This window comes from Deinococcus rhizophilus (assembly GCF_030271215.1).
In the GTDB taxonomy this organism is placed as follows: Bacteria; Deinococcota; Deinococci; order Deinococcales; family Deinococcaceae; genus Deinococcus; species Deinococcus rhizophilus.
The window spans coordinates 1-4,532 of sequence record NZ_JASNGB010000213.1 but is presented as its reverse complement, the minus strand read 5'-3'; the positions used below and the strand labels follow the sequence as shown (position 1 = coordinate 4,532).

Annotated in this window: 3 protein-coding genes; all 3 read left to right on the top strand. The window is 69.5% G+C overall.

The window, feature by feature from the left end:
* A partial coding sequence (locus QOL99_RS15255; protein ID WP_285525077.1) for a 2-oxoglutarate dehydrogenase E1 component occupies window positions 1-2,649 on the top strand: 2,649 nt, incomplete at its 5' end.
* Window positions 2,650-2,797: 148 nt separating this feature from the next.
* The gene (locus QOL99_RS15250; protein WP_456318869.1) at window positions 2,798-3,937 is read left to right on the top strand and encodes a diguanylate cyclase domain-containing protein; all 1,140 of its coding nucleotides are present in this window, start codon (window positions 2,798-2,800) and stop codon (window positions 3,935-3,937) included.
* 290 nt (window positions 3,938-4,227) lie between these two features.
* On the top strand, window positions 4,228-4,532 hold a 305-nt coding region (locus QOL99_RS15245), incomplete at its 3' end, for a biotin/lipoyl-containing protein (protein WP_285525073.1).

Genomic DNA, 4,532 nt, shown 5'->3' with positions numbered 1-4,532 from the left:
GGCGGGGCCGCCCTGCCCGCGCCGCAGGGCGTCAGCGGGGCGCAGCAGGCGGCCGGGGCGCTGATCACCGCCTACCGGGTCTACGGGCACATCAGCGCGAGGATGAACCCGCTGAAGATGCGCGGCCTGCCGGTCGTTCCCGAGCTGACCCCCGGGTACTACGGCCTCTCGGAAGCCGACCTCAACGAGCCTGTCCACGACGGCGTGTTCCAGGGACCCCTGCGGGACGTGATCGCGCAGCTGCAGGAGACCTACTGCGGGGCCATCGGCTTCGAATACAACTACCTGCCCGCGACCGAGCGGCAGTGGTTCCAGGAGCGCATCGAGCCGGGGCGCGGCCGGGGCCAGTACAGCGCCGAGGACCGCCGCCGCCTGATGACCAAGCTCAACGCCGCCGAGGGCCTGGAACGCTACCTGCACGTCAAGTACGTGGGCCAGAAGCGGTTTTCGCTGGAGGGCAGCGAGAGCTTCATTCCGCTGCTCGACCGCCTGATTCAGCAGGGCGGCCAGCACGGGGTCAAGGAAACCGTGATCGGGATGGCGCACCGGGGCCGCCTGAATGTCCTCGTGAACATCTTCGGCAAGAAGCCCTCGGACCTCTTCGCCGAGTTCGAGGGCAAGAAGCGCCTCAGCGACGATCCCGAGATCGCGGGCGACGTGAAGTACCACATGGGCCACTCCAGCGACGTGCGGACCCCCGGCGGGCCGATGCACCTCGCGCTGGCGTTCAACCCCTCGCACCTGGAGATCGTCTCGCCGGTCGTGCACGGCAGCGTCCGCGCCCGGCAGGACCGCCGGGGCGACACCGAGCGCCGGGCCGTGCTGCCGGTCACGATTCACGGCGACGCCGCCGTCAGCGGGCAGGGCGTGGTCATGGAGACGCTCAACCTGTCGCGGCTGCGCGGCTTCACGACGGGCGGGGCGGTGCGGATCGTCATCAACAACCAGATCGGGTTCACGATCAGTGATCCGCGCGACACCCGGAGCAGCCGCTACTGCACGGACGTCGCCAAGATCGCCAACGCGCCCGTGCTGCACGTCAACGGCGACGACCCCGAGGCGGTGGCCTTTGCGGGCGACCTCGCGCTGGAGTACCGCCAGACCTTCGGCAAGGACGTCTTTATCGACCTGATCTCGTTCCGGCGCCACGGCCACAACGAGGCCGACGACCCCACCATGACCCAGCCCATCATGTACCGCGAGATCAAGGCGCACCCCGGCACCCGCGCCCTGTACGCGCAGCAGCTGGAAGGGGCGGGCGTCCTGGGGGCGGGTGAGGCCGACGCACTGGTGGAGCAGTACCGCGACCAGCTCGACGCGGGCGACGCGGTGGTCGAGGAGATGGAGAACCAGGAACAGAGCCGCCTCGCCGCCGACTGGAAAAGCTACGCGGTCACCCACTGGACCGACGAGACGGCGACCGCCGTGCCGGAGGAACGCCTGCGCGAGCTGGGGCTCAAGCTCGCAGCGGTGCCCGAGGGCTTCACCCCGCACCGGGGCGTCAAGCGGGTTCTCGACGCCCGCGCCGCCATGAGCCGGGGCGAGCAGCCGCTGGACTGGGGCATGGGCGAGATGCTGGCCTACGCCTCGCTCCTGGTGGAGGGCTACGGGGTGCGCCTCGTCGGCCAGGACTCGGGGCGCGGCACCTTCGTGCACCGCCACGCTGTGCTGCACGACCAGAACGCGCAGGACCCGCTGGAGGGGGACTACCTGGGGCTGGCCCACCTCGCCCCAGATCAGGGCCGGGTGGAGGTGATCGACTCGACCCTCTCCGAGGAAGCCGTGATGGCCTTCGAGTACGGCTTCTCGACCTCCGAACCCAAGGCGCTCGTGGCCTGGGAGGCGCAGTTCGGGGACTTCGCCAACGGGGCGCAGGCGGTGATCGACCAGTTCCTGTCGGCGGGCGAGAGCAAGTGGCAGCGCCTCAGCGGGCTGACGCTGCTGCTGCCGCACGGCTATGAGGGCGCGGGCCCGGAGCACTCCAGCGCCCGGCTGGAGCGCTACCTGCAACTGTGCGCCCAGAAGAACATGCAGGTCGTGGTGCCCAGCAGCGCCGCGCAGATCTTCCACCTGCTGCGCCGTCAGGTGCTGCGGCCCTACCGCAAGCCCCTGATCGTGATGACCCCCAAGAGCCTGCTGCGCAACAAGCTCGCCATGAGCCCGCTCTCGGAACTGACCGGCGGCCGCTTTCAGGAGGTGATCGGGGACCCGGCCGCCGAGAAGGCCCGCCGGGTGGTCATCTCCTCCGGCAAGCTGCACTGGGAACTCTCCGAGGCGCGGGATGCCGACCGGGAGGGCTACGCGGGCACCGCGCTGGTGCGGCTGGAGCAGCTCTACCCCTTCCCGGCCGAGGCGCTGGCCGCCGAACTTGCCCGTCACCCCGGCGCAGCGGTCGTGTGGGCGCAGGAAGAACCCCACAACCAGGGCGCGTGGCTGATGATCCGCGACGATCTGGAGCGGGCGCTGCAGGCGGGCCAGACCCTGAGCTACGCCAGCCGCCCCCGTGCGGCGAGCACGGCGGCGGGCTACGCCAGCGTCCACGCGCAGGAGCAGGCCCGCGTGATCGCGGACGCCTTGGGCGAGCGCGTCAGCCGCGAGGACTTCGAGGCGCAGATCGAGATTGCCCAGGAGGCCGAGGCGCAGGGCTGAGCCGCTCAGCAACCGGGGCCGGAGCCAGGTGCCCCGGCCCTTTGCGCTGCCTCTGCAAAGGCTCAGGTCCGTCACCCGGTCGTACGGGTTCAGGTACCAAGCTCAGCAGCTCAGGAACCTTGATCGGCGCAAATGTGATTGAAATGTGATGAGGCCCATCCTAGGCTCGGTGCATATGGACGTGCCGCTGCTCGCTGGCCGCCCCGAACGCGCCCGGGTCATGCTGGCGGCGGTCCTCGCGGGAGGCTCGCTGGTCGCGCACGCCGCCACCCTGGTCATCAACCTGTCGGGTGGAGCCCCCGGAAACGTCCTTCTGGCCGCTGTGGGCACCCTGGTGAGCCTGGGAGCGCTGGCGCTGTGCCGCCGGCCCAGGGTGGTGCTGGCCCTCGGCGTGGCCCTGATGACCGCCTGGGTCCTGCTCGACATCTCCGAGGGGGTGCACTCGCAGGCCGGTGTGACCATCTGGCTGGTCTTCGACGTCCTGATGCTTGTGCTGCTGCTCTATGCCGCCCTCCCTGCCAGGGTCGCCACCCTGGGCAGCGTCCTGGCCTACGTGGTGTTCGTGTCGGCGGCGCTGGCAGCGGGCTCGGTGGACATCCTGGCCCTGATCCTGATGGGTCTCATCGTCGCCCNCCTGGCCTACGTGGTGTTCGTGTCGGCGGCGCTGGCAGCGGGCTCGGTGGACATCCTGGCCCTGATCCTGATGGGTCTCATCGTCGCCCTGATCATTTACCTCACGCAGCACGGCCACGCCATTTCCATGGCGCAGGGCCGTGCAGAAGCGGCCCTGTGGCAGGCCGAACACGACGGACTGACTGGCCTGCTCAACCGTCAGGCGCTCGATGCCCGGCTGGGCCGCTGCGCTCAGCGGGCAGGCGACCAGGGTGCCCTGCTGTTTCTGGACCTCGACCACTTCAAGGCGGTCAATGACCGGCTGGGTCATCAGGCGGGCGATCAGGCGCTGACCGAGTTTGCCGAGGTCTTGCGCCGGGACGCCGGGGACGGGGCGAAAGGGGGGCGCGGGGGTGGGGACGAATTCATGGTGATCCTGCCGGGCGCTGGGGGACGGCGGGCCCGCGGCGTGGCCGAGCGCATCGTGCAGGGCATGAGGACCGACATTGCCCCCCGGTATCCCGGGCTCAGCGTGACCTGCGGCGTGACGCTCTGGCAGGGGCCTCAGCGCCCTGATCTTCTGTTGGCCGCTGCCGACGAGCAGCTGTACCGGGGCAAACAGCGGGGCCGCAACACGGTGGTGGCCCCGGACGGAGGGGGCGGGGACACGGGGTAAGTGCCTGATCCTGACGGCCTGGCGGAGGTTGACCAGCAGCCAGGAATCCCCTTTGTCAAACATTTGTCATGCAGATTCCGGCTGAACAGTGACAAACCCTGTTCAGCCCGAGCGGACTTGCGGGGCTGCGAAGCAGAGCGAGAAGGACCACAACGGTAACCGGGAAAGGAGTTACCGAGCTGGTGCCCTCCCGGTTCGGTAGCGGATTGGACAGAAACCGCATCACTTCGTCAACGATTCCACCGGAGTCCATATCGGCCACGCCCCAGGGGGGTATAAAGGAACACGTTATGGCCGACATCAAGGTTCCCGTATTTTCCGAGTCGGTGAGCGAGGGCACGCTCCTGACCTGGCACAAGAAGCCCGGCGACCCCGTCAAGCGCGGCGAGGTGCTGGCCGAGATCGAGACCGACAAGGTCGTGCTGGAGGTCACCGCCCAGCAAGACGGCGTGCTCACGGGCATCGCCAAGCAGGAGGGCGACACCGTCCTGAGCGAGGAAGTGCTCGGCACCGTGGGCGAGGCGGGCAGCGCGGCGGCGGCTCCCTCTCCCGCAGCAGCGGTCCCCGACCAGGCCAGCGGCCCGGTCGCGGGCGA